At 62.9% G+C, this 23,142-nt stretch carries 25 protein-coding genes; 14 read left to right on the plus strand and 11 right to left on the minus strand.

The features are described from left to right. Nucleotides 1-139 precede the first annotated feature (139 nt). Nucleotides 140-601, plus strand: a complete 462-nt coding sequence (locus ACW5CM_RS02900; RefSeq protein ID WP_457124140.1) for an NUDIX domain-containing protein — start codon at nt 140-142, stop codon at nt 599-601. An 88-nt stretch (nt 602-689) separates the two neighbouring features. Further along, on the plus strand, nt 690-1,436 hold the full coding sequence (locus ACW5CM_RS02905) for a hypothetical protein (RefSeq protein WP_457124141.1): 747 nt from the start codon (nt 690-692) through the stop codon (nt 1,434-1,436). Between the two features lie 154 nt (nt 1,437-1,590). Here the strand turns inward: ACW5CM_RS02905 and ACW5CM_RS02910 are convergent, their stop codons facing one another. After that, nucleotides 1,591-1,836 carry a hypothetical protein gene (locus ACW5CM_RS02910; RefSeq protein WP_438253271.1) on the minus strand — a complete coding sequence of 82 codons (246 nt, stop codon included), beginning with the start codon at nt 1,834-1,836 and terminating at the stop codon, nt 1,591-1,593. 338 nt (nt 1,837-2,174) lie between these two features. Between ACW5CM_RS02910 and ACW5CM_RS02915 the strand changes: the two genes are divergently transcribed. Next, nucleotides 2,175-2,555 (plus strand): hypothetical protein, encoded by a 381-nt coding sequence (locus ACW5CM_RS02915; RefSeq protein WP_457124142.1) that lies wholly within the window; start codon nt 2,175-2,177, stop codon nt 2,553-2,555. 1,066 nt (nt 2,556-3,621) lie between these two features. On the opposite strand, the gene ACW5CM_RS02920 is transcribed toward ACW5CM_RS02915, so the two are convergent. Further along, nucleotides 3,622-4,353: a hypothetical protein gene (locus ACW5CM_RS02920; RefSeq protein ID WP_457124143.1), complete on the minus strand. Its 732-nt coding sequence runs from the start codon at nt 4,351-4,353 to the stop codon at nt 3,622-3,624. 628 nt (nt 4,354-4,981) lie between these two features. Here ACW5CM_RS02920 and ACW5CM_RS02925 point away from each other — a divergent pair. Next, nucleotides 4,982-5,170: a hypothetical protein gene (locus tag ACW5CM_RS02925; RefSeq protein WP_438253266.1), complete on the plus strand. Its 189-nt coding sequence runs from the start codon at nt 4,982-4,984 to the stop codon at nt 5,168-5,170. 330 nt (nt 5,171-5,500) lie between these two features. Beyond that, nucleotides 5,501-6,271 (plus strand): class E sortase, encoded by a 771-nt coding sequence (locus ACW5CM_RS02930; protein WP_457124144.1) that lies wholly within the window; start codon nt 5,501-5,503, stop codon nt 6,269-6,271. 42 nt (nt 6,272-6,313) lie between these two features. Here ACW5CM_RS02930 and ACW5CM_RS02935 read toward each other — a convergent pair whose 3' ends face one another. After that, entirely contained in the window at nt 6,314-6,700 is a 387-nt protein-coding gene (locus ACW5CM_RS02935) for an META domain-containing protein (protein WP_457124145.1), read from the minus strand. A 355-nt stretch (nt 6,701-7,055) separates the two neighbouring features. Here ACW5CM_RS02935 and ACW5CM_RS02940 point away from each other — a divergent pair, with 355 nt between their 5' ends. The 5 genes from ACW5CM_RS02940 (at nt 7,056) to ACW5CM_RS02960 (ending at nt 11,042) form a co-directional block, all read left to right on the plus strand. Further along, a complete protein-coding gene (locus ACW5CM_RS02940; protein WP_457124146.1) occupies nt 7,056-8,012 on the plus strand; it encodes an ABC transporter ATP-binding protein in 957 nt (318 codons plus the stop codon). A gap of 2 nt (nt 8,013-8,014) precedes the next feature. Beyond that, nucleotides 8,015-8,776 carry an ABC transporter permease gene (locus tag ACW5CM_RS02945; RefSeq protein ID WP_457124147.1) on the plus strand — a complete coding sequence of 254 codons (762 nt, stop codon included), beginning with the start codon at nt 8,015-8,017 and terminating at the stop codon, nt 8,774-8,776. Between the two features lie 10 nt (nt 8,777-8,786). Further along, complete coding sequence (locus tag ACW5CM_RS02950; protein WP_457124148.1) at nt 8,787-9,968, plus strand: sensor histidine kinase; 1,182 nt, start codon at nt 8,787-8,789, stop codon at nt 9,966-9,968. Nucleotides 9,969-9,979: 11 nt separating this feature from the next. Further along, nucleotides 9,980-10,585, plus strand: coding sequence for a response regulator (locus tag ACW5CM_RS02955; protein ID WP_438253690.1), 606 nt, complete (start codon nt 9,980-9,982; stop codon nt 10,583-10,585). Nucleotides 10,586-10,667: 82 nt separating this feature from the next. Then, nucleotides 10,668-11,042 carry a VOC family protein gene (locus ACW5CM_RS02960; RefSeq protein WP_438253691.1) on the plus strand — a complete coding sequence of 125 codons (375 nt, stop codon included), beginning with the start codon at nt 10,668-10,670 and terminating at the stop codon, nt 11,040-11,042. A gap of 26 nt (nt 11,043-11,068) precedes the next feature. Here the strand turns inward: ACW5CM_RS02960 and ACW5CM_RS02965 are convergent, their stop codons facing one another. Further along, the gene (locus ACW5CM_RS02965) at nt 11,069-12,775 is read right to left on the minus strand and encodes a thiamine pyrophosphate-binding protein (protein WP_457124149.1); all 1,707 of its coding nucleotides are present in this window, start codon (nt 12,773-12,775) and stop codon (nt 11,069-11,071) included. A 152-nt stretch (nt 12,776-12,927) separates the two neighbouring features. Here ACW5CM_RS02965 and ACW5CM_RS02970 point away from each other — a divergent pair, with 152 nt between their 5' ends. Then, nucleotides 12,928-13,431 carry a phosphoribosyltransferase gene (locus ACW5CM_RS02970; protein WP_457124150.1) on the plus strand — a complete coding sequence of 168 codons (504 nt, stop codon included), beginning with the start codon at nt 12,928-12,930 and terminating at the stop codon, nt 13,429-13,431. Nucleotides 13,432-13,483: 52 nt separating this feature from the next. On the opposite strand, the gene ACW5CM_RS02975 is transcribed toward ACW5CM_RS02970, so the two are convergent. The 6 genes from ACW5CM_RS02975 to ACW5CM_RS03000 all read right to left on the minus strand — a co-directional run bounded on the left by ACW5CM_RS02975 (nt 13,484) and on the right by ACW5CM_RS03000 (nt 19,350). Next, nucleotides 13,484-14,335, minus strand: coding sequence for a carbohydrate ABC transporter permease (locus ACW5CM_RS02975; RefSeq protein ID WP_438253281.1), 852 nt, complete (start codon nt 14,333-14,335; stop codon nt 13,484-13,486). Further along, the gene (locus tag ACW5CM_RS02980; RefSeq protein ID WP_438253282.1) at nt 14,332-15,267 is read right to left on the minus strand and encodes a carbohydrate ABC transporter permease; all 936 of its coding nucleotides are present in this window, start codon (nt 15,265-15,267) and stop codon (nt 14,332-14,334) included. The genes ACW5CM_RS02975 and ACW5CM_RS02980 overlap by 4 nt, the downstream gene beginning before the upstream one ends. A gap of 63 nt (nt 15,268-15,330) precedes the next feature. Beyond that, nucleotides 15,331-16,647 carry an ABC transporter substrate-binding protein gene (locus ACW5CM_RS02985; protein ID WP_438253283.1) on the minus strand — a complete coding sequence of 439 codons (1,317 nt, stop codon included), beginning with the start codon at nt 16,645-16,647 and terminating at the stop codon, nt 15,331-15,333. 45 nt (nt 16,648-16,692) lie between these two features. Beyond that, nucleotides 16,693-17,385, minus strand: coding sequence for a PIG-L deacetylase family protein (locus ACW5CM_RS02990; protein WP_438253284.1), 693 nt, complete (start codon nt 17,383-17,385; stop codon nt 16,693-16,695). After that, on the minus strand, nt 17,378-18,370 hold the full coding sequence (locus tag ACW5CM_RS02995; RefSeq protein ID WP_438253285.1) for a GNAT family N-acetyltransferase: 993 nt from the start codon (nt 18,368-18,370) through the stop codon (nt 17,378-17,380). The genes ACW5CM_RS02990 and ACW5CM_RS02995 overlap by 8 nt, the downstream gene beginning before the upstream one ends. A 122-nt stretch (nt 18,371-18,492) precedes the next feature. Then, nucleotides 18,493-19,350: a MurR/RpiR family transcriptional regulator gene (locus tag ACW5CM_RS03000; RefSeq protein ID WP_438253286.1), complete on the minus strand. Its 858-nt coding sequence runs from the start codon at nt 19,348-19,350 to the stop codon at nt 18,493-18,495. A 147-nt stretch (nt 19,351-19,497) separates the two neighbouring features. Between ACW5CM_RS03000 and ACW5CM_RS03005 the strand changes: the two genes are divergently transcribed. Both ACW5CM_RS03005 and murQ read left to right on the plus strand, forming a co-directional pair. Next, complete coding sequence (locus tag ACW5CM_RS03005; protein WP_438253287.1) at nt 19,498-20,385, plus strand: N-acetylglucosamine kinase; 888 nt, start codon at nt 19,498-19,500, stop codon at nt 20,383-20,385. Continuing rightward, nucleotides 20,375-21,310: an N-acetylmuramic acid 6-phosphate etherase gene (gene murQ, locus ACW5CM_RS03010; RefSeq protein WP_438253288.1), complete on the plus strand. Its 936-nt coding sequence runs from the start codon at nt 20,375-20,377 to the stop codon at nt 21,308-21,310. The genes ACW5CM_RS03005 and murQ overlap by 11 nt, the downstream gene beginning before the upstream one ends. Here murQ and ACW5CM_RS03015 read toward each other — a convergent pair. Further along, nucleotides 21,303-21,950 (minus strand): HAD-IA family hydrolase, encoded by a 648-nt coding sequence (locus ACW5CM_RS03015; protein WP_438253289.1) that lies wholly within the window; start codon nt 21,948-21,950, stop codon nt 21,303-21,305. The two genes, murQ and ACW5CM_RS03015, sit on opposite strands and share 8 nt — an antisense overlap. On the opposite strand from ACW5CM_RS03015, the gene ACW5CM_RS03020 reads away from it, so the two are divergent. Continuing rightward, nucleotides 21,949-23,103, plus strand: a complete 1,155-nt coding sequence (locus ACW5CM_RS03020) for a winged helix DNA-binding domain-containing protein (RefSeq protein WP_457124151.1) — start codon at nt 21,949-21,951, stop codon at nt 23,101-23,103. The genes ACW5CM_RS03015 and ACW5CM_RS03020 overlap by 2 nt on opposite strands. Nucleotides 23,104-23,142: the final 39 nt, after the last annotated feature.

The raw sequence follows: 23,142 nt of genomic DNA on the forward strand, positions 1-23,142 counted from the left end.
CGAGACACCTCTGCGCGACTCGGATGGTGTTCCCGCTCTAGCGGCGGAGGCGAGACGTCTCACATCTCTGAGGTTTTAGACAGTTGCCGTGTCGAATGTGGGCCGCGCGCTGGCATGCGGTTTCCGTAAGCTTGCTGGTGTGCCTCGCGAAGTCGAAAAGGTAGTTTGCTACGTCGTGCAAGACGATCACCTCCTAGTGTTCACGCACGACGCTGTCCCAATGGAGGTGACGGGTGTACAGGTTCCTGCGGGCTCCATCGAAGAGGGCGAGACGCCGGAGCAGGCCGCCATCCGTGAGCTCTACGAAGAGACCGGCCGACTCGGCGAAGTGGTTCGCAAAGTGGGGGTCGAACGTTACGATCTACGCCCGGCCCGCGATGAGATTGCGATTCGTCACTTCTTCCTACTGCGACTGCCGCGCACCAATGTCGCTGAGAGATGGTCTGCGCAAGAGAATGCTGTTCCCGCCGGCGAGGAATCCATCCCCTGGACATGTTGGTGGTTGCCCCTCGAGAACGCGCACGTCCTGTCTGTGGGGTTCGGCGCTCTCATCGGCGATGCGGTGACAATCGGCAATGGCTGCCAGACGATCGCAAAGTGAGACTGGTGTCTCATAACCTCCCTGCCTCGTAACCCATGGGTTTCAAGACACCTTGGGAATTTGCGGCGGTCTGGTTCAGACTGTGTGAATGGAGTACGGCGGAGTAGTTCCCACGGATGCCCCCGACCCGAGCATTGAGTCCGAGGCGCGGTTGCGGAGCCTTGACTTTCCGGTGTTCCAACTCAAACCGCAGCCGTCGCTGACGCGCGCACCGATCGCCGGTTTCGCGGAGAGCTATGGCGCAGCCGGTCTGGAGGAGCTTGCCGTATCTTTCACTTATACGTTGTGGAAGTATCCCGACGACCATTCCGATCCACGCAACGAGATCGAGATGGACGAGCGAGCACGTCGGTCCATCGATGAAGAGCCCCCGTGGGGCCGTCCGGCATGGCTGATCGAGCAAGCACAGATCTTCCGTTACCCGATGCTCTGGGAAGCGGTCTGCACCGCCTGGCTTGCTTCGCCGGATCGTGAGCGGCACTCACTTCCGCAGCAGCTCGTTGACCATACCAACCACGTTCTGCGCAACAGCTTCCGTGAAGAGCTTGGCCTTCCCGCCGGGTTCAGCACACGCAATGATTGGAACGCCACGGTCACCGCCGTGACGGAGACCTCCGTCAATGTCGACGGTCGCGACCGTCCCGCCGTGCAGATCGACACCGATCCCTTTGTCTACGCTGTCGGGTTCCGCATCGATGAACATGTCGTTTGCACGAGCGTTCTTCCGCGCGAGAGCCTGCCGTGCCTTGACCTGTCCCTGACAACCTACGATAGACGGCCGACAGCCACGTCGAACGCGGATCAGAACGGCGTCGTCGGGTCGCCCCGGTCTTAGTCGAGTGTCTCGTAACCGCGGTGTCGCATAACCCATGGGTTTCGAGACACGTCCGGCGACTGCTCGAGCAGGCCAAATTCACGATCAGCGCAAGGAACCCGCGCAACGCCCGCCCGCGCGCGCGGTAATCCGCATGATTCCGTAAGCGGATCCCTCACCGGTCGGCGCGATTGCGCCCGCTGACGAGCGCCCAGCCAACAGCGGCCACTCCAACAAGCGTCGCGAGGACAGCAATGACGAGCACCGTCGCGTCAGCGGGGAGCATCGCACAGCCTGCGGGGACGTCATCATAGGGACACGTTCGCCACGGCTGGAACAGGTAGATGACCGTCACGACCACTCCGACCACCGCGACCAACGCGCCGGTCGCGAAGACTATGCCCTGCACTTTCAGACTCATCGCCTAACTGTAGCCGCCGATTTCGTGGCCGACCTCGCTGTGGTGAGCGCTGAGGGTCGGTCAGCGTCCCGTGGCAATTCACCGATCGCGCAGCGCACAGTCGTCAACGACGGTGTCCGGATGCCCACCCGACGAAGATGCCCGCGCGGGTGCCTCATACGCGACACGGCGGCTGTCTCGTATCCCTACGGATACGAGACGTCTCACCACCGTTGCCTGAGCGTGAATACCGCATGAGTTGTGAGACACCGAGGTTACGAGACACCCATCACACCTGAGGATCGGTGGAGGGGCGCAATCCTGTAGCGGACCGGAGTACCTGCCGGTATCGTCGAGTCATGACCGCGCAAGCGCTGACGAAGCAGCCTCTCGGAGCGAAGAGGTCTTGGCGTGTCAGTCGCGCCGCCATTCTCATCGTGGGGATTATCTTGATCCCAGTTGCGCTCAGCATCGCGCTGAACAGTTACGACGCGCTTACCGTGGATGGCGCGCTTCGAATGGCTTTTGCCACGGTGGCTGGTCAGACCATCGCAATCCTCAGCGCAGTCACCGCCCTCATTCTCACCGTCAAGCGTCGATACGCACTCCCCGCAATCGCGGCATTCGTCCTTATCGTGGCAATCGTCACAATCGCTGCGATTTCGAACATGGCCAACGCTGGCGAACTGCTGCTCACACGCCTCGACATCATCGCGGACGTCGACAAGCTCAACCAATGACCGACCGGAGCTCAGGCGGGGCTTAAACGGAGCTCAGGCGGGGCTTAAACGCGCCGCTGCCACCACCGCCAGCTAGGCGCCGGCCTTTCGCCGGCGGAGGTGCCTGCCTCGAGCATCCGGAGCGATGAACGCAGGTCGTCAGCGTTGCGTTCGACGGCCTCGAGCAGCAGATCTTTCGCCGCTGATTTGGCTTCGTAGCAGTGTTTGAACAACTCGATCGCCACGGGATTGGGGCGACTGTCTCGTATCCCATGGGATACGAGACACCGAGGTTGCGAGACACGTCTCGTCGTTTAATGACCAATCGGCTTGCGTAGTCTTGTGTCATTTTTCGTACTCGTCTGCACAGTTCGTTCAAACCACCGATGCCCCTCCCGCGGTTCCCGCAAGAGGAACCTCAAGCGACGCTCCTGCTAGCTATCCGCTGGGCAGCGATGGCTCAGGCTGATGCGTTGTCGTGTTTGCCTATGCGATCCAACAATCGTTTGCTGAGCACTACGTCATGTCGGAGATTTCGTAGCTCAACTGCTTCGATCTTGACGCCATGCCGAGCCAGAATTTTCCGAATGAATTCCCAGTAACTGTTTACCGCGTCTTCAACGCTCTGGTCCCTAAAAGGCTCATCCGGCCCGACTACGACGCGAGTCGTCTCCTCGATCTCCCGCAGTTGCACCTGCGACCAAGACTGGTTACTACTCCAACCACGGTCGTCCAATAACAAGACCAACATCCCGTTGTCGCGTTCAGCCGCGTACCGTACTGACACCGAGATTCCTTGGCCGCTAGCGGGATTGCCAACGTCGGCAACGCTCACAAGTCGAGTTACTACCGTCATGGTTCGTCTCCTGCTGTCAGGCTGCCGTTTCATTTCGGGGTCGAGATGAAACTTAGCAACTTGATCTTCATGCTTGGGGAAGCGATATATGTGAATCGCTCACGCGTCCGGTGACATGCCCCGCGAGCCGGACCTGTTGCGACAGGGCCGTTGACAGGATCGCGCAGTCCATCGTTAGACGAACCCGAGGACGGGCCGCGCGAGTGGTGAGTGTTTCGCGTGACTGGCTGCTTACATTCCGATGAGTTCGCTCTCGGGGAGGGACGACCGTTCCGCTTCGGGATGGAGGCTGTAGACCAGGCCATCTTTCAGATAGCTCAGCGCATGGTCGAATGCCGCACCGTAATATGTGTCGCCCTCAGCGACACCGAGGTAGAACACCCAGGAATCTGGTTGCAGTTCAATGAGCGTCGATTCGCTCGCGGGATTCGTCCCCCAGTTTTCCGTCACGACGAACGTAGGGTCCATTGTGCGCGGATCCTTCTCTTGGTTCGGATCATTGCCAGCATCGCTGAGTAGCTCTGGATTTTTCTGGCCGAGCTTCATCTCGTAGAGACCCAGCTTGTCGAGAGACAAGATGTAATTTCCCAAATTCACCGAGCCACCGGGAAGGGTCACGGATATAACTTCTGCGATGTTCTCGCCCTTGTAGACCTTCTCCACCTGCACGGAATATGCGGTTACGATGACTGCATTCGCGTCCACGTACGATCGTTCGATGCCAATCACCTTGCCGGAAATGACTGCCGACGAAAACTCGAACAACGCTGCCGGATCGTTGACGTTGACGCTCCAGTCCGCGTGAGACTCCGATCGGGACGTGGTCTCCACGCCTGTGTCAGCGACGAAAAGGTCAGGTACCTGCGACTGCGCGGAGGAGAACTCATCCGAGCCAACGGCCCTTGCTGTCCCCTCACCGGTGTCCTGAGCGCATCCAGTGATTGTGCCGAGAGCCAGGAACATCGCGACGGTGACGATTCCTCGTTGTTTCATGATTACCCCCTCTATCGAAGCGAGTTATTGTCCTGACAGGTTGGGCCGATCGCGGTCGCGTAGGTGTGCTGCGTTGTCGCAGTGCCGTTGACTTGCTCAACCGCTAGGAAATGCCTCCAATGTTGCGGGCCCAAGGGATGTCGAAGCGTTTCCTTGTAGTGGGATCTGGGTCGCCAGCGGCCCGTGCGGCGCGGATCTCTTCCTCGCTCATCGGCTGGCCGATAAACATCCACTTCACTCGGGTCCAAAGTGAGGGACGTTCTTGGTCAGCCTTAGCAAGCCTCCTTGATGCGATGTCATCTAACTCTGCACCACCTCTGTCCGGCCGTCCAGGGTTGGTGCTTCTGCAAGTTGTGTGCCCCGCGGCCTGCATCATCACGGAACTTGGCAGGTATGCCTTTGGTGCAGTCGGCCGTCTCGCATCCAATGGGTTGTGCGACAGGGAGGTTGCGAGACAGATTCGCATTGCCTCTCCCGGAGCTTCCGGGATTGCTCATAACTGCTTCCTTGTGGACATCTCCTGATCACGAGCGGGCGACGTGCTACGGTCGCGCTAAACCGCTCACTTGTGGCTACTTTCAACGGAGGTCGATACGCCATGAAACGATCTGTCCTGTGGTTCCTCGTCTTCTTCGCCGTCGTAGTCGCGTCAGGCGCGGCTTTGATTCTGATCGTGCCGACCGCTTTTGATCCGGAAGTCTCCATCCACCCCTGGATACCGGGGGTGCTCGGTGCGCTCTTCGCAGCCAGCGCGTTCGTCGCGTGGAAGGTTCGACCGGAGTGGTAACGGGACGTAGAGGGAGTTTGACATACGTGGTGTCTGACCTGGCTCGTTCAAATTCAGGACAATCGTCGCGCTGCTTAATGTTGGGTGTCGCATCTCCGATGCGACCATCGAGAGCATGAGCACTGCGACTGTAGCGATCGTCTGTGCACTCGGTGTCCTCATTCCAGTGCTTCTCGGGTTCCTGCCCAGTCAACGCAAGCGGCACGCCGCCCGCCGATAAGCCATTCGACGCCGACGTAACCAAGACGGCCGTCTCACATCCCATGGGTTTTGAGGCACTGAGGTTATGAGGCACCGCATGCGTGGCAGGTGGGTGGATAGGATCTCCCCATGACCGCGCGTGCTGTGTCCGAGACAAGACGCCAGCGCCGTCATAGACGCCCTCGTGCGACATTCACCAGCGTGCTCGGAGAATTGCTACTGACGGCGGGCGTGCTCGTTCTGCTGTTCGTTTCCTGGCAGATGTGGATCGGCGACATCATCATCAGCGCCCAGCACAATCGGGAAGGTGCAGAGATCTCCCAAGGTTGGGAGCAAGCACCGGCCCCAGAACCGCCTCCTCTCATCAAGTCCGATGATGGCGAGACGTACTACGAGCCTTCGATCCTCCCTCACCCTGCCGACGCTGAAAAGTTCGCACAAATGCGCATTCCTCGGTTCGGTCCGGAGTACAACGTGGAGATTGCTGGCGGCACGTCGCGTTCGCGAACCCTCGACCACATCGGCATCGGCGTGTACACACAGTCAAAGATGCCGGGAGAGATCGGCAACTTCTCCCTGGCCGGACACCGCACAACTTGGGGCATGCCATTCAGATATATCGACCAATTGAAGTTGAATGACGCGATCGTTGTCGAGACGCCAGGCGGCTGGTATACATACCGCTTCCGCAACCTTGAGTACGTCAAACCGTCCGAGGTTGACGTACTCCTTGACGTACCCCAAATGCCCGAGATGCAAACCGACGATCGCTACATCACCCTCACCGCATGCTCTCCGTTGGGGTCGCTCGCCGAGCGCATCGTCGCGTACGGCGTCTTCGACGCATTCCAACCAAGAACCGAGGGTCCGCCTACGTCTCTGACAGAGGGCGCTTCCTAACACGAATGAGCATCTGACCGCGTGACCGGTATCCCATGCGTTTTACTCTTTTCCGGTGGCCGAGAGCGTACCAATCTGATCGCCGTCTGCGTCGGAGAACGTGAGGACATCGTCATCGTGGTCAGCTGTCTCCGCTAGCGAGAGCCATACGTCAGGGATGTCCTCGCATCCGCGTTCGGTGCCACCGTCGAATCTCAGGATCACGCGGCTTCCATCCATCCACCATGATCCTTGGAGAGTGTTGCAGCCATCGAAAGCGAGGAAGGTTTCGTCTTCGTTCAGCTCAAGAAAGACACTCGTATCCGAGTCCTGCCACTTGCCCGTGAGATCGACAGAGGGCGGCGTGGATGGCTCTGGTTCAGGTGTGCTCGTGCATCCGCTGAGCAGGGCCGCAGCCACCAACACCGCACCGATCAGTATTTTTCGCATAGTGCCATCTCCCTCGAGCCAGCGATTTCTCCATTGTTTCTCGCGTTACTGAAATAATGCAGCATCTCCAAGATCCAAACCAGCTCTACCTCGCCCGAGAATCAGAACGTCCTGACAAAGGGTCTCGAAACCCTACGGTTACGAGACGTCTCGGCGCCAAATCACTGATGAGAAGCTAATTCAGGAAACAACGCGGTGGCGTCGAGTCTCACAACTATGTGTCACAACCAATCGCTGTTTTCTCGGCATACACCGTTAGTTGCGAGACACCCGTTTCGGCGGCGTGACACATGTCACGCGAATGAGGTGACAGCAGACTCCGGATTCCGTGGCGCCGCGTGGCCAGACTGGATCCATGAGCACAGCAGCGAGCACATCTACTTCTCCGAGGCCCTCCGTCACGGCATCCGACACCGCCGTTTCGTTCGAGGGACTGAACAAGCATTTCGGCTTCGGCGACCGCGCAGTCAAAGCGGTCGACGGCTTGGATCTCAGCATCCGACGGGGCGAAGTCGTCGCCCTCCTCGGCCCGAACGGTGCCGGAAAGACCACGACGCTCGACATGTTGCTCGGCCTCACCGACGGCAGCGGCGGCACGGTCACGGTGTTCGGTGAGAAGCCCGCAAAAGCGGCGAAGGCCGGCACGATCGCCGGCGTTCTGCAGACCGGTGGGCTGCTCTCGGACCTCACCGTCCGTGAGACCGTTGAGATCATCGCATCCCTGCACGGTCGGGAGGCGCTTTCGCGAGTGCCCGACGTGCTCGCTCGCACAGACCTGGAGCCGCTCGCCAGCCGCCGGATCGCCAAGTGCTCGGGCGGTGAGCAACAGCGCGTGAAATTCGCGCTGGCACTGGTCGCCGACCCCGACATCCTCGTGCTCGACGAACCAACCGCCGGCATGGATGTCACCGCGCGCCGCCACTTCTGGGACGTCATGCGCGCCGACGCCGACGCCGGGCGCACCATTATCTTCGCCACGCATTACCTCGAAGAGGCAGAGCAGTTCGCTCGCCGCACCGTTGTCATGCACCGTGGCCGGATCGTCGCGGACGCGCCGACTGCGCAGTTGCGGGCCAACCTCGGTGGCCGCACGCTCGCCGCGAACCTTCCCGCCACGGGTGCGGATCAACTCCTCAGCATCCTGAGCACGACCAACGGCGTCACCGACGTCCGCGTCGACGGTGATCGCGTCAGCCTGCGGGCGGAGGATTCGGATGTCGTGGCATCCGTCCTTTTGAACGCCGGAGCGCACGATCTGGAGATCGCCGCCCCCACCCTCGAGACCGCCTTTACAGCCCTGACGGAGAACTGACCATGACCATCTCAATCTCACCCACGATGCTGCGCGTCGAATCGATGCGCCAGATCCGCAACCCCTACACACTCGCCTTCACGCTCGGGATGCCCGTGGCGATGTACCTGCTGTTCGGTGCGAGCATGGGCTACGGCGATATCTCTGCGGGGCATGGCAACGTCAAGTTCTACGTGATGGTGTCGATGGCCGCCTACGGCACCGCCGTTGCCATGAGCTCGATCACCTCGCTTGCCGCCTCGGAAGCGAAGCAAGGGTGGGGCCGTCAGCTGGCGATGACACCGCTCAGTACTGCGGGATACGCGGCTACCAAGCTCGTGACCGCTGTCATCTTCGCAGCACTCGCCATGCTCGCGGTGTTCGCAGCCGGGCTGGCCACCGGGGCAGAAACAACCGACGTATGGCGCTGGTGGGCGTGCGCAGGAATCATCCTCGGACTCGGCCTCATCTTCGGGCTGTACGGTCTGGGCGTCGGATTGTTCTTCAACTCCGATACCGCCGCTGCGCTCGCTTCGATCTCGATGACATTCTTCGCGTTCTTCGGGAACGTCTTCATGCCTCTGGACGGTGTGATGCTCGACATCGCACGCTTCACGCCGCTCTACGGTTTCGTAGCGCTCAGCCGTTGGCCGTTGACTGACGGCACGCTCACGACCGGGCAGACCGACTCGCTGTGGATGGTGTTGCTGAATATCGTGGTGTGGCTCGTCTTGTTCGCCATTCTCGTGGCCGTCGGTGTCAAGCGCTCGCGTTCGCGTCGATAGGGTCGAAGGCATGACGGATGACGTGACCAGAGGCGCCCGGGACGCATCGGTGGCAGCAGCCGCCGGTGCCGTTCCCGCGGCCTGGGCCGCACCAGGAAGCCGACAGGGCCGAGTCGGCGCCGGTTCTCCGTGGGAGCGATTCGGCTGGGTGATGGCTGCTGTCTGGCTGGTCTTCCTCTTCTACCCGGTGATGGCGCTTTTGCGATCGGATGCCGCCTCCGGTTGGATCATCACGGGCTGGGTCGCCCTCAGTGCGTTCGTCGTGATCTATGTCGCCGGATTCGTTTACGGGATGAGCTTCGGCGGCGGCGGACTCACAACACCACCCAAGCCGAGCCAGTGGATGGCGTTCGCCGGGATGATCCTGTGCGCAGCGCTGACAGTGCCGGCCAGCGGCGGCGGCGCACTGAGCTTCCTGCCGTTCATCATGTCGTTCGCGTCATATGGACTCACGCGGCTCGCGCACTGGGGCACGCTGATCGCAACCATCACAATCACAGCAGCTGCAGTCTTTTTCGCGCCGGGAGGTACGACGTACCTCTCCGTGCTGGCGATCATCATCCTGCTCGCGGTGGTCAACACGGTTTCGACGACCCTGATCATCCGTTCGGCCCAGGCAGAGACGCTCGGACTCGAGCTCGCCACGAGTGAGGGACGCGAAGCCGTTGCGCGAGACGTGCACGACCTGGTGGGCCACTCCCTGACTGTCGTGAGCTTGAAAGCACAGCTCGTGCGCCGGCTGATCGACAGTGATCCGGAACGGGCCAAGGCCGAGCTCGCCGATATCGAAGCCCTCGCGGTCGAGGCTATCGCCGGGGTGCGGGCGACGGTAGCGGGTGTTCGGAGCGCGGCACTGATCGAGCAACTCGAATCGTGTCGAGATGCCTTGAGAGCGGCGGATGTAGCGATGGTCGTCGATGGCGATGCTGGAGCTTTGTCGCCTGCGCAGTCATTGACGGCGAGTTGGATACTCCGCGAAGCGACGACGAACGTATTGCGACATGCCGCCGCCGCCACTGTGACGGTGGGTATCGCGCCGGGCAGTTTTACTGTCCTTGACGACGGTCGTGGTTTCGCCGGTACCGAGGGCAACGGCCTGCACGGTATGCGTGAGAGAGCGACGACAAGTGGCGCCGTGTTTGCCGTGCGCCCGGGTAAAGCGGGAGGCACGCAGGTGGAAGTGACGTGGTGAGCGACGCTCGAATGATTCGGCTGGTGATCGCGGACGATCAAGCGATGCTGCGGGGTGCGCTGGCGGCTCTTCTCGAGCTGGAAGGCGACCTGAGCGTTGTCGGTGTCGCCGGAGATGGAGAGGCGGCCGTGGAGTTGGTGGCGCAGACCACACCGGACGTATGTCTCATGGATATCCAGATGCCCGGGATGGACGGAATCGCCGCCACTCGTGCCGTGCGCGCGGCGAATCCGGGTACGCGGGTGCTCATCGTGACGACATTCGCGCGACCCGGATACCTGCGGGCCGCCTTGGATGCTGGTGCCAGCGGATTCGTGGTGAAGGACGCTCCGGCCGAGCAGCTCGCGGACGCGGTGCGGCGGGTGCACGCGGGGCTTCGCGTTGTGGATGCTGCGCTCGCCGAAGCCAGCCTCTTCGACGGGGCCAATCCGCTGAGCGATCGAGAACAGCAGGTGCTGCGACTGGCCGCAGACGGGCGCAGCGCCGCAGCGATCGCCGCGGAGGTCTTCCTGTCTGCGGGTACGGTGCGAAACAATCTGTCTGCCGCCATCGGCAAGGTCGGCGCGAGCAACAGGGCGCAGGCTGTGCGCATCGCGCAGGACAAGGGCTGGATCTGAAAAGACTCGGATGCGCAATGTCTGACCCCGGGCGTATCTTTGACACTGGTCGGGCGCCGATGCCCGTCAGGAGGAGTGCATGATGGATTGGAAAATCGAACTCATCTTCGTGCCGGTTACTGATGTCGACCGGGCGAAGGACTTCTACCTCAAGATCGGCTTCAACGCCGATCATGATCAAGTCCCGTACGAAGGTCTCCGCTTCGTGCAGATGACGCCCCCAGGATCGGCATGCTCGATCGCATTCGGCGTCGGACTGGGCGGAAAGCTCGCGCCGGGGCAGCAAGACACGATCCAGGTCGTGGTGCCGGATGCCGATGCTGCGCTGCAGCAATTGCAGGATGCCGGGGTCGAGGCAGGCGGCGTCGACGAGCAATCATGGGGACGCTTCGTCACCTTCGACGATCCGGACGGCAACAGCTGGACGCTCCAGGAGTTGCCCGACTACGCCGGCTGAGCGGAGCCTGCACCGGTCTTGCCCGTTCAGGAGTTCACGCGGATGATCTCCTGTTGATAGGGCGCGATGACGTCGCCGGAGATGCGCAGGTCGAGAAGAAGGAAGCGCCGCGCGCTGGCGTCCTCTGAAGTCCAGGTGCCGAGCCGGTCGAGGTCTGCGAGTGTGCGCACAACGACGCCTTCCGCGCCGACGGCTGCGGCGAAAGCTGCGAAGTCCACTTCGGGAATGCGCATCGGTGCTTCAGCCAGGCCTTTGAGTCCGTAGAGGTTGACCTCGGCGCCGTAAGCGGCGTCGTTCCAGATCACGGCGCAGCCGCGACCGCCAGCAGCGCGCATGGCGGACTCGAGGTCGGCGATCGCCATCAGGCCACCACCGTCGCCGCTGGTGAGCACGATCGTCGACTCGGGCCGCGCTCGAGCAGCCCCGACAACGCTCGGCCAGCCCTGTCCGATCGCTTGGAACGCGGTACCGATCATCATCATGCGATCAGGAGATGCCACGGGCCAGTACATGTTCGCCCAGCCGATGAAGTGTCCGCCGTCGGAGACGACGACGCGATCTTCGGGCAACAGCTCACCGATACGGCGCGCTGCCGAACGCGGGTCCAAGCGGCCATTGGCGGCGAGAGGATCGCCGGCATCATAGGTGCGGGCTGCAGAAACGTCGACGCTTTCCCGCCAGGTGGCAGCAGCGGCCTGCGGCTCGCCGATATCGGCCGGTTCAGCGCGCACGGTCTGCGAGGCGGGTGAGGTATTGGTGTTGAGTCGACCGACAAGCGCCTCGGCCACCAGTCGCGCATCACCGCGAACAAAGCCGCCGACATGCGCATGAGTTGCGGCCGGCGCCGTATCCACTTGGAAAACTCGGGTTCCCGGCGCGAACAGCTCGCCGAAGCGCATCGTGAACTGGTTAAGCGATGCGCCGAAGACCACGGCGACATCGGCCTGGTGGATGAGGTCCATCGCGCCTTCGGCGCCAAAGCCTCCGGTGACGCCGAGGTCGTACTGCGTCGCGGGGAAGACCCCGCGCCCGAGAGCCGTCGACGCAGTTAGTGCACCGCTGGCATCGGCCAAGGCTCCCAGCGCTTCGCTGGCGCCGGCGAGCCAGGCGCCGCGGCCGGCGAGCAGGAATGGGCGCTGTGCCCCGCGAAGGGCGGTGGCGATCTCATCCAGCATCCCCGCACCGAACTCACCGCTGGGGGAGAGCGGGGCGGGCACTCGCGGGGTTGGTGCAGGGGGAACCTGGCCAGCATCCAGTGCCGCGACATCGTAGGGAATCGCGAGCACCACCGGTACGTGGTAGGTCAGAGCATGCTCGATGGCGATGACTGTGGTCGCCGCAGCATCCGCTCGACCGACCGTATATGTGCGCGCACCGACGGCTGACGCCAAAGCGATCTGATCGACGTCCCAGGGGCGGCGTCCGGAAGTCGGCTCGTCGCCGACGACGAGCACAAGCGGCACATGCGCCTGAACGGACTCGGCAAGTGCTGTCAGTGTGTTGGTGAAGCCGGCGCCGTACGTCGCGGTCGCCGCGGCGATCCGGCCGGAGGCGCGGTGATGCGCGTCAGCAGCGACAACCGCCCCCTGTTCATGCCGGACGGCCGTGAAGACCGCGGAGGTCTGCTTCTCGATGGCATCCAGAAAGTACGCGTTTCCGTTACCCATCACACCGAAGACGGCGTCAATGTGCTGAGCGAGGGTGAGAGCTACGTGGGCGGAGACAGTGGGCATGCTAAAGCCTTTCGAGACGGCATCGATGAGAGATTCCGTATGTGTCTCGCGCGGTGCATCACTGCACCGTCGGCTTTGTGCCCTTTTTTCGAGCACCGGTGATTGAACCGGACATGTCGATGGTAGCGCGCGAAAGGGGAGAGAATGGAGCAATGACAGCTATCGAGCGCGAGACGCTCACCTGGGACGGATTCGGATCGGCAACGCGAGACCTGGCGCGCAGGATCCTCGAAAGCAGTTTCCAGACTGAAGTGGTCGTAGCCATCGCTCGCGGCGGACTGCTGCCTGCTGGCGCGATCGCTTACGGTCTCGGCGCCAAGAACTGCGGTGCGATCAACGTCGAGTTCTACACCGGCATCGGAACCGTGTTGGATGCCCCCGAGGTGCTGCCGCCCGAACTCGACATGGCCTACCTCGACGGTCGTCGAGTGCTGCTCGTTGACGATGTCGCCGACTCGGGCCGTACGCTCGCTCTCGCCGTGAAGCTGCTCGAAGACAAGGGCGCTGACGTGCGGTCGGTGACGATCTACACGAAGCCTTCGACGATCATCCAGCCGGACTTTGCGTGGAAGGACACCGATCTGTGGATCGACTTCCCCTGGTCGTTCCAGGGCACCGTGCGCGAAGAAGACCTCGGGCTGCCGCCGACCGCTTGAACTTCGGTGGCGGCATGGAGCAACCGTGCCGCCACTTCATCCGGACGCGGACTCAGCCCTTCACTCCGCTCGCGGCGATACCCGCGACAAAGACGCGCTGCGTCACCAGGAATACGAGTAGGGTCGGCAGCGACGCGATAACTGCTCCGGCCAGCACGACGTTCTGATACTCGAAGCTCATCGTGTAGGACATCAGCCGGTTGAGCGTCAGCACGACCGGATACAGCGCCTCCGACTTCAGTATCGACAGCGGCCAGAGGAAGTTGTTCCAGGCGTAGACGAACATGAACACCGCGAGCGTCACGATCGCGGGCTTCAGCAGCGGGACGACGAACTGCCAGACGATGCGGAACTCTCCCGCGCCGTCGACGCGTGCCGCTTCGATCAGTTCGTCCGGGATGTCCTGGATGAACTGCCGCATCAAGAAGATGCCGAAAGCGTTCGCCAGCCATGGCAGCAGCACACCCAGATACGTGTCCGACAGTCCCATGCTGGAGACGAGGTAGTACAACGGCACGATCGTCACGATCGGCGGCAGGAACATCGTCGCGATGATGCCCCAGAACAGCAGATCGCGACCGCGGAACTGATGTTTGGCGAACACGTATCCGGCGAGGATGCTCGTGATCAGAACCGAGATCGTCGCCCCGCCGGCGATGATGATGCTATTCACCATCGACTGGAAGAACGGCACCGCCGTCAGTGCGGTGATCGTCGGATCCAGCGTCGGCATCGCAGGGAACCACGTCGGTGGAATCGACGAGAACTCCGCCGGGGTCTTCAGCGCCGATATGAGCAACCAGTACAGCGGAAAGAGCGGGATCAGAGCGACGATCGCGAGCAGAACGTACTGGACGGTCTTGCCGACCCGACGACGGACCGTGACAGAGACATCGGCGCTCATCGTGTGCGTCCCTTCATGATGATCCCGAGCACGCCACCGACAGCGACGATCATCAGGAAGAGCGAGACAGCCAGGGCAGAGGAATCACCGGCCATGCCGTATTGGAACGCCGAGCGCTGAATCTCGAAGCCGACGACGTTGGTGGAGTTGGCCGGACCTCCCTGGGTGAGCAGGTAGATCGGGTCGAACACCTGGATCGAGTTAACGAACGTCATCAGCACGACGAAGACCAGCGACGGTCGCAGCAGCGGGATCGTGATCGACCACGTCTGGCGGATGAGGCCGGCGCCATCGATGCGGGCCGCTTCATACAGCTCTTCGTTGATCTGGGTGAGACCGGCGATGAGCAGGATGACGTAATAACCGAGCATCTGCCAGACGTTGAAGATCACGAGCGACACGAGCGCCCATTGGGGATCGCTCAGCCATCCCGGCGGCGTCAGGCCGACGGCGGAGACCATCGCACTGAGAGGTCCGTACCCGGGGGAGTAGATGTTCCCCCAGATGATCACGATCGCAATCGTCGGGATGACATAGGTCGCGAACAGAAGCGTTCGCACCACGCCCTTTCCCTTGAGCTTCGGGAAGTACAGCAGGAGTGCGATCAGCAGCGCGAGCGGGATCGTGATCAGCACTGAAAGCCCGACGTAGACGCCGGTGTTCGCAATCGCCTGCATCCGCGAGTGGTCGCCGAGAAGCCGTGCGTAGTTGTCGAAGCCGACGAAAGTCATGTCTGTGATCGAGGTGAACATCGACCACTTGTTCAGACTGATCCAGATCGTCATCAGCATCGGGACGACAGTGAAGACGCCGATGACGATCATCGCCGGGCTAAGGAACAGCGCTGACCATCTCGCGGTCTTGTTCCGTCGTCGGCGGTGCGTCGGAGGAGCGGCGTCGGGGAGTGCGCGCAATGTCGTGGCGGTCGTCACGGGTGGTGCCTTTCGGACGGAAGCGGGACTCCTATGCGGAGTCCCGCTTCACTGTCGGTGTTACTACTGGGCCGCCTCGAGTGCGGCGTCGACGTCGCGGGCGGCATTCTCCATAGCCGTCTTCGCATCGATCTGTCCGTTCAGCAGTGCTTCGATCTGGACCTGCAGAGCATCGGTTGCCGCAGGTCCGCCGAGCACGGTCGGGAACGGAGTCGCAGCATCCAGGGCCTCGGCGTAGGTAGACAGGAAGGGGGTGCCGAGTGTGTCAGCGTGCGCCTCGATATCCGAATTGCGAGTCGGCATGATACCCATCGAGATGAGAATGTCACCCATCGCCGAAGAACCGTTCTCGCCCGAATCAGACCCGTTCAGATAGCTGAGGAACTTCCAAGCAGCATCCTGTTTGGCCTCGTCTGCCTTGCTGTTCACGATCGTCATCCACGAGTACGAGATCGAGCTCGACTCCGTGCCGCTGGGGCCCACGGGAATCGGTGCAGTCGCCACGTCGGAGAAGGAATCGCCCATAGCATCCTTGAGCGAGCTCTCCCACCAGTTCGCCATGACGAGCATGCCGGTCTTGGCGTTGACGAAGTTGTCGAGGTACGGGCCGGTCGTGTTCGCGTTGGCCGTCGACTTCGAGGTGTCCGTCGATCCGGCCTTCACAAGCGTCTCGTACAGCTCGGCCGTCTCCAACGCCTCATCACTGGTGAGATTCGACGCCGTGCCGTCCTCGTTGAGGAAGGTGCCGCCGTTCGAGGCGAGCAGTGAGAGGAAGGGATGCACCGCACCGCTGTTCCAGCCCGTGATGAAGCCGATGCCCTGCTGGTCACCGGTGGTCAGCGCGGCGGCATCCTCGACGAGCGCGTCCCAGTCCGCTGGTGCCTCGGTGATGCCCGCCGCCTCGAACAGTGCGGTGTTGTAGTTCAGTGCGTACAGGTCGATCTCATTGGGGATGCCGTACAGGTCACCCGCACTGCTGGCCGCCGTGACGACTCCGCTCGGCCAGTTTGCCGTCACATCGTCGGTGACATCGGCCGGAGCCTGTGCGGCGAGGCCGTCGCGCACGAGTTCAGGAAGCCACGCGTCATAGGCGCCGACGATGGTCGGTCCGTTGGCCGAAGTGCCCTGGGTGCGCAGAGTCGAAAGAAGGTTGCCGAACGGCACTGACTGCACCGTCAGGGTGATGTCGGGGTTGTCTGCGGTGAACGCGTCACCTGCGGCTTCGAGCATGGCGACCTGATCCGGACCCCAGTGGGTGAGGAACGTGATCTCCTGCGTGCCGTCGCCGGAGGCCCCGGAATCGGGAGTGCCGGCGCAGCCGGACAGGGTCAGAGCGGCGACGATGCCGAGGCCTGTCGCCGTGAGGACTGTCTTCTTCATGGCTTTCCTTTGCTTTGGGATGTTGTGAATGTGAATCAGGGTGGGTCAGGGGCCGGCGAGCGCGAACTTCTCCGTGCCCGCACTCTTGAACGCTGCGGCGCGCTGCGCGCCGACGAGGCATCCCTTGACCTGCATGAGGGCCGAGTAATAGTCGATGAAGCGGAAGCCGTAGGTTTCTCCTCGGGCGAAAGCGTGCTCCTGGATACCGGTGCGCCATCGTTCGTACGCCTCTTCGGGGATGTCGAAGAAGGTGTCTGCTGCGAAACCCTCCATGTCTTCCCAGTTCTCGGCGTAGAGGATGGTGGGCACCGAGTGACGCTCCGCATCGATCTCCTCGATCGGTATGGAAGCCAGGAACGCTGCGCGCTCGGTGGCCCGCGCAGCCCGCTCGTGGTCCCGATGCATCGAGTGCAACCAATGGGTGATGAGGATGTCGGGCTTCGCCTCGCGGATCACCGCCGCGATCTGCTCAGCCACCGCCTCATCATCCGGCAAGAAGCCGTCAGAGTAGTCGAGGGTGATCAGCTCGGCACCGATGGTCTCCGCGAAAAACTTCGCTTCGTGTAGCTTCTGCTCGCGGTACACGCTCGGCAGGAGCGTCGGATGCCCGCGCTCGCCGTAGGTGCAGTCGATGATGATGGCGCGGCCGCCCTCGAGCACGACCTTCGCGAGTGTCGGCCCAGCGGTCAGTTCCATATCGCCGATGTGGCCGCCGACGGCGATGACGGTCTTAGACATTCTTGGTTTCTCCGATCTCAGCACGCAGGATGTCGAATGAACGGGTGGCCGTGAAGCCGGTCTTCGCGTAGAGCGCAGAGGCTGTCGAGCCCTCGTCAGCCCAGAGGAACCAGGCACTGTGCGCGCCGAGTGCGGTCATCCGCTCGAGGGTGAGATGCAGCAATACCTTGCCGAGCCCGGTGCCGCGGCTTTCCGGGAGCACACCGAACGGGCCGAACCGTTCGATGACTGACTCGTAGGTGCCGTGCATACCCCAACCGAGCACTGTGCCTGTGGGGTCCTTGGCGATGATGATGCGCTCGGTCGGCATGCCGCCGACGATTCCTTCGCGGATCGCGCGCGCCCAATCGGAGTTGAATGATTCTCCGGCGATACGGATGAGAGGTACGAGGTCATCGTCGCTGGGAGTGCCCAGGTACCAGCCGTCGTCGCGCAGAGCGTCGACGCGCTCACGCACCTCGACGGGCATCTCGTAGCCGATCAGTGAGCGGTCCATCGCGCTCGGATGCTCGAATCGGGTGAAGCCCATCGAGGCGAGCAGGGCCGACGCCGCGGGGTAACGCTGGGCATCAAGACCGGGAAGTACGTAGTTCGGCGTGTAGGCCGAAAAGATGACTTCGCGGATCCCCTGAGCGCGCAACCAATCGAACGCCTGGGTGATCAACGCGCGGCCCAGGCCCTGGCTGCGGTGTCCGGGTACGACGAAGAAGAACGGGATCCATCCGATGGTCGGTTCGAGGTCGTCGCCGTCATGGGCGATTCGACGGCGCACGGCATAGGCGGCGCCAACGATCGTTCCCTGATCCTCGGCGATGAACAGGCCATCGGCATCGAAGTTGCGATCCAGGAGGATCAGATCACGCAGTCGGCGAGCGGTGATCCCATCCTGTGGAGCCGCTCTCGTCCAGGCTTCGGCGAGCTCGGTGCCATCACCTGATCGGAAGCTTCGCACCGTGATAGTGCCGGGGATCTGCATCAACGTCATCGTCCTCTCGCCGTTGTGGATCACCCCAGTATGGCGAGAATGTTCATAAATGTCGAGAGACGTGAAGATGATTTACATCACGGAAACATGACGATCTGTCCGACGCGTCCGAAGATGTGATTTCAGTCACGCAGGGCGCGGGTGGCCTCACGAGTGCGTTGCAGGGCGTCGACGGTGTCAGCGAAGCGGCGTTTGGCGACGCCCACGAAGAGAGAGTCGATCAGTGCGAGCTGGGCGATGCGGCTCACCATGGCTCCGGCGCGAAACGAGGACTCTCGCACTTCCGTAAACAGCGCGTGGTCGGAGGCGAGGGCAAGGCGAGAGCCTTTTGCCGAGGTGACCGCGACGGTGGAGGCGCCGTTGTCGCTTGCGGTGCGGAGAAACCGTACAGTCTCGTTGGTCTCCCCAGAGTGGGAAAATCCGATGGCGACGGTGCGACCCGCATTGAGGACGGTTGCAGCGACCGCCTCGTGCGGGTCGGTGAGTACGTGGGCGTTTCGGCCGACACGAAGGAGCTTGTGGGTGAGATCTTCAGCGACGAATTGGCTGGCGCCGATACCGTACAGGAGGATGCGTTCCGCGCGATCGATGTCATCGATCGCTGCCTCCAGAACGTCGAAGTCCAGCTGCCCGATGGTCTCCTCGATGGCGAGAAGTTCGAGGGCTGCCAGTTTGGAAACGGCTTCGCGCAGGGAGTCATCGTCAGAGATCTCCGAGCCCGAGGCGCCGCGAGTGGGGAACTGGGCGGCTTCCTTGCCGAGTTCCGTGGCCAGGGCCATGCGCAGGGTGGCGTAGCCGCTGAAGCCGATCGCGCGACAGAAACGTACGACGGAGGCCACCGAGGTGCTGCATTCCTGGGCGAGCTCATTGATCGTCATGTCAATGACGATGGATGGGTTCTCCCTCACGACTGTCGCAATGCGGGCCAGGGATGGCGGCAGCGTCGAAGCGGCGGCTTCGATCGTGGACTGAATGCTCATCCGTGCTCCTTTGGGGTCTGGGATAACACTATGCCGCAGTCGAGTGCGCAACGCGGTAAATTCTTTTCATTAGGGGTAACTTGACTGTAGAGTCTTTTCGAAAAGCTTCGACCAATGCCAAGACGTGAGAGTGGAGAGGTGCCGATCGTGCAGACTATCGTCGCGGTCGATCTCGGTAAATCCCAATGCAGGGTTGCCGTGATCAGTGCCGAAGGGCGCACTGTGCGTACGGGCGTAGGTGCGCCCGGCCTCGCGACGAGCGACGGACTTGAGGCCTCATTCGCTGCGATCCTTCCGCTGCTTCCGAAGCACGGAGACATCAGCGCGCTCGGTATCGGCGCAGCGGGGGCGTGGACCGCGTCCGATGCCGCCGTCGCTCTCGCTCGAAAGCTCGCCGAGGTGACAGGAGCGCCGACATCGGTGACCTCTGATGTCGTCACCGCCCATGCCGGCGCACGAGGCGGTGCATCCGGAACACTCCTGCTCGCGGGCACGGGTGCTGCGGCGCTCGGCATCGATGCAGACGGTGTGCGCCTCGTGGACGGATGGGGCCCAGAACTCGGCGACTTCGGCAGTGGATCCTGGATCGGACGCGAAGGTATTCGTGCGACGCTGCGATTCCGAGACGGGCTCGGTGCCGACACAGCCCTCTCCGATGCTCTGCGCACACTGATCGAGCCCGCAGCCGACGTCCTCGTGTGGCTCGGCGAGGAGGCTGCGACGGCTCGTCGGCTGGCTACCGTCGCACCTCTCGTGCTTGACGCAGCCGAAGCTGGTGACGACGTGGCCGCCGGCATTGTGCGGGAAGCGATCGGCCTGCTCACCGCTTCCGCTGTCGCCGCGTCCGCTGACCCCGAGGTCGTCCTCCATGGTGGCCTCACGGCGCACCCCTGGTTCCGCCGCGAACTCGAACGCGCCCTCGTCTCGGCCGGACGCACGGTCGCCCCAGCGATCGGCGACGCTTTCGACGGGGCAGTGCTTCTCACGCGTCGCACCGATCTGCCGCATGAAAGGGTCGTCCATCGTGCCGAATGAATCCACCCGCCTTTCCGCGCTCCTGGACGTACTGGCGCACCTCGACACCGAGGCGGTGACAAGCGAACGTGGCGACCTCGACCTGCTCGACACCGCAGAGCTGGTGCGAAGGATGAACGCCGAGGACCAGCGGGTTCCGGTCGCGGTTGCCGAGCATGCCGAAGAGATCGCGCGCGCTGTCGACGGGATCACCGAACGATTCCGTCGGGGCGGCCGGCTCATCTACATCGGCGCCGGCACCGCGGGGAGAATCGGCGTGCTCGACGCCAGCGAGTGCCCACCCACATTCGGAACCGATCCATCGATGGTGGTCGGTCTGATCGCCGGCGGTGACACGGCGATTCGATCAGCGGTCGAGGACGCCGAGGACGACATCGAAGCCGCGGGGCACGCACTTCAAGAACTGGGGCTGGCCGAACGCGACACCGTCGTCGGCATCTCGGCATCCGGTCGCACGCCGTACGTCGTAGGCGGACTGAAATACGCTCGGAGCATCGGTGCGTTCACCGCAGCCGTTGCCTCCAATCGCGGCTCGGACATCGGCGCGGCGGCGGAGATCGCGATCGAAGTGGTCACGGGGCCCGAGTTCATCTCCGGCTCGACGCGGCTGAAGGCGGGCACCGCGCAGAAGCTCGTCGTTAACATGCTCACGACCCTGTCGATGATCAAGCTCGGCAAGACTCACCGCGGCGTGATGGTTGATCTGGTCGTCACGAATGAGAAGCTGCATGCACGTTCGATCCGCACAGTGACGCAGCTTGCCGGTGTGGGCATCGAGGACGCGACGCAGGCACTGCAGGCGGCAGGCGGCTCGGTGAAACTCGCATTGCTCACCCTGGCGACCGGCGCCGATACCGAGCATGCCACCGCCGCGCTGGCGCGATCCCACGGCATCCTTCGCGACGCGATCGACGCGCTCAGCTGATCTGAATCTCGAACCCGCCGGCGGTCGGTGCGATGGTGACCTGCGTGAGGTCCTCGATGTGATGCGTTGGCGCGAACCGGGGCGCGTGCGGGCCCACGCCGATGACGCTCATCCCCGCGTCCAGTCCCGCACGAATGCCCGCACCGGAGTCCTCAAACACCACGCAGTCTGCGGGGGCGATGCCGAGGCTTGAAGCGGCGAGCAGGAACCCTTCTGGATCGGGTTTGCTCCTCGTCACGCGTTCCGCGGTGATGGCGATCTTGGGGATCTTCAGACTGGCCGCTGCCATCCGTGCGGTCATCAGAGCATCGTTCGCCGATGTGACGATCGCGTGCGGGAACGGCGCCAGTGCGCGCAGGAATGCAGCCGCACCCGGGATCTCAACGACGCCGTCGACCTCGGCGCTCTCGCGGGCGAGCATCTGTGCATTCTCCTCGAGATTGACCGCATGATCGCGCTCCGGCAGCAGAAGGGACATGCTCTGCCAACCCTGTCTGCCGTGCACGGTCTCCAGCACCGTGTTCCGGTCGAGGCCGTGCGGCGCCGCCCATTCCCACCACAGTCGCTCGACCACGGCCGTGGAATCGACGAGTGTTCCGTCCATGTCGAGAAGGGCAGCACGAGCGGTGATCGCAGTCATGGGATCAGGCTATCCGGAGCAGGCCGCGAAAACGCCGCGGCGGTACGTGCTGACGAACGTCTACGCCACCCGGCAAGATGGAGCGATGGACGCACACCTGCTCCGCGCGGAGCGCCTGCGCTCGCACCGGCTGAGTGCGCCGGCGCCCTCGGCGCTGGATGCTGCGCGCCACATGCTCGCGGTGCAAGCGCAGGAATTCTGGGCCGGGCGCTGGGCTCTGGCGGCACGCACTACCGGTGCGCCGACGCTTCGTGATGTTGACCGGCTCTTTAACCAGGGCTCACTGGTGCGCGCGTGGACGCAGCGCGGAACCTTGCATATCGTTCCGGGAGAAGACCTCGGCTGGATGCTGGAGGTGACAGGGGAGCGACAGCTGCGCATGGCAGCTCCGCGCTACCGCGAACTCGGACTCGACGCTGAGACGCTCTCGACCGTCGAGCGCGTTGTTCGTGCGGCGCTGACCGGTGGTAACGCGTTGACCCGCGCTGAGCTGTTCGTGATCCTCGAGCAGGTGGGCATCGATCCGAGCAACCAGCGCGGGCTGCACGCGATCCAGAACCTTGCACTGCGCGGAATGATCTGCCAGGGACCTGTCGTGGCCCGCCCGGACGGTGCATCCCGTGAGCAGCGCTTCGTGCTTGTCGAAGAGCATGTCGCTGGCGCCGCGTGGCCGAGCGATCCGGCCGCTGAGCTGTTCATCCGGTACGTTCGCGGCCACGGTCCGGCGACAGCGGAGGACTTCGCCTGGTGGGCAGGGCTCACCCTGGGTGGCGCGCGGGCCGCGGCCGCGGCATCCGTCGATGATGATCGCATCCGACAGCTCGACGACGGGCAGTTCATCGCACATCCGCGCCCCAGGCGGCAATCACAGGGTGCCGCTGTCGTCGCGCTCGGACCCTTTGAGGAGTACTACATCTCCTACCTCGACCGCACCGTTGCCTGCCCTTCGGAGCATGTCGCGACGGTGGGGCCGGCGAAGAACGGCATGGTGCGTCCGATCATCGTCGCCGAGGGGGTCGTGGCCGGCACCTGGCGTCACTCCACCGCCGTCGGTCGCCACCGCGATGAACCGATCGCCGAGCTGTTCGCGCACAGCACCGCGCTCGACGCAGCCCCAGCGCTCTCCCGCTACTTAGCGTTCATCACCCACTGATCTAGTTTCGAGTGTTCGCGCGTGGCTGTGTTTTGCGCG

This window comes from Microbacterium wangyouchuni (assembly GCF_054072595.1).